At 72.7% G+C, this 1592-nt stretch carries 1 protein-coding gene; it reads right to left on the bottom strand.

From position 1 onward, the window contains the following. Window positions 1-239 precede the first annotated feature (239 nt). Window positions 240-1325 carry a beta-glucuronidase AbsR1 gene (gene absR1 / locus BZL64_RS37800; RefSeq protein ID WP_086773471.1) on the bottom strand — a complete coding sequence of 362 codons (1086 nt, stop codon included), beginning with the start codon at window positions 1323-1325 and terminating at the stop codon, window positions 240-242. Between the last annotated feature and the right edge of the window lie 267 nt (window positions 1326-1592).

The following is a 1592-nucleotide window of genomic DNA, read 5'->3' as shown; positions in this document are numbered from 1 at the left end:
CCTCGGCCTCACCCACCCGGACGCCCACCCGGACGAGAGGGGCCTGGCTCACCGGGCGGCCTCGTGAGGTCTGCCGCGGCGTGAGGTCCCCCGGTCGGCTGACCCGTTTCACCGTCGTGGCCGCGCCGCCGGAAGCGGCCGGCGCCCGTCTCCCTCCCCCGAAGGTGACGGACGCCGGCGCTTTCCCCCGGCGCCGGAATATGGTCCTTGGGTACGGCGTACGGCGCCGGTCGGGGCCGTCACCAGCACATGACGGCGGTCTCTCCCGCGCCCCAGCCGCAGTACAGCCGGACACGGACGAAGTAGCGGCGGCCCCTGACGAGCCGGGCCCTGATCGTGGCGTTGTGCGGTGTGCCCCCGTCGTCCCGGCCGGCCAGGAAACGGGGCTCCCCGTCCCGCTCCTCGAAGACCACGACCACCGAGTCACCGTCCCCGAAGGTGCCGAAGCTGTACTCGCGGGTCTCCGGCGGCTCGACCGTGAAGTCGGCCTGCTCGCCCGCCGCCAGCGACAACGGCACCGAACGGAACGGCACCAGCGCGGGCGGCCGAGGCGCGCCCGGCGGCGGATACCAGCGGAGAACGAACTCCTCGTCCAGCGGCGACAGCGCCCCTGGCGGATGCACACCCCCGCGGAACTGCTCCGGCTCCAGGATCAGCCCCGCCGAGAACGGATACTCCATCACCGACTGCGGGTCCCACACCGAGCCGTTGACCTCGGCCGGGTCCAGCTTGCGCAGGATGTTGAAGAACGTGCGGTCACGGCTCCAGAAGTTCGGCGGGCCCGCCAGATCGGCGTACACGGCCTCGTCGTCCCAGTGGATGCCGGCGAACGGGCTCTGGTGCTCGTGCTGCATGCCGAGCGCGTGCCCGATCTCGTGCAGGGCCGTCGCGCGCTCCCCGGGCGCGGTCAGATCCCAGCCGAAGTTCATGGTGCGCTCGTTCAGGCCGGCCCGCAGCGCGTCCCGGCCCACCGCCGACCAGGAACCGTCACCCTGCTGGAACCCGATGCGCAGCTCGGCCTCCGACCGGTCGTCGACCTCGACGAACGACACCCCGATGCCCACGTCCCGCCACGCGCCGAACGCGTCGCGCACCACGTCCTGCTGGGTCTTGTCCCCGACCCACGACACCCACCGGGTCCCCCCGGAACCCGGCACCGCGATGACCGACCCGTCGGTCTCGGCGTCGAGGAAGCAGTAGTGCAGCACGGTGCCGTCGACCCACATCCGGTGCCCGCTCATGAGCGCGCCGAGCCGCTCGGCGGCCAGCCCCGGAGCGAAGGCGGGGGCCGGCTGCCGCGCGAGCGAGCAGTATCGGGCGGTCATGGGCTCCAGGCTGCCCCGCGGCACCATCTGTGGGCGTGAGTCGGGGGCTACTCAAGTCGCCCTGTATCAGGCATGAGTATGCGCACTCCTGTAGATGTGACGACTTCCGTACGTGACGCGAGGAACTCGAACCCGAACCCGTGGCCGCTTCCGTCGCTGCCGTGGCCGTTCACCGGCCGGGGCGAGGAACTGGAGCTGCTCCGCCGCTCGTCGGGCGCCGGGCGGCCCGGCATCGTGGTGACCGGCCCGCCCGGCGCCCGACGAGCG

Source organism: Streptomyces bobili (genome assembly GCF_002154575.1).
Taxonomy (GTDB): Bacteria; Actinomycetota; Actinomycetes; order Streptomycetales; family Streptomycetaceae; genus Streptomyces; species Streptomyces bobili.
Note: the sequence above shows the minus strand (reverse complement) of the source record. Positions and strands in the feature narration are given on the sequence as shown.

Excerpts from the sequence above, each read along its gene's own strand:
- absR1 (WP_086773471.1), bottom strand. The coding sequence starts at position 1,325 with ATGACCGCCCGATACTGCTCGCTCGCGCGGCAGCCGGCCCCCGCCTTC.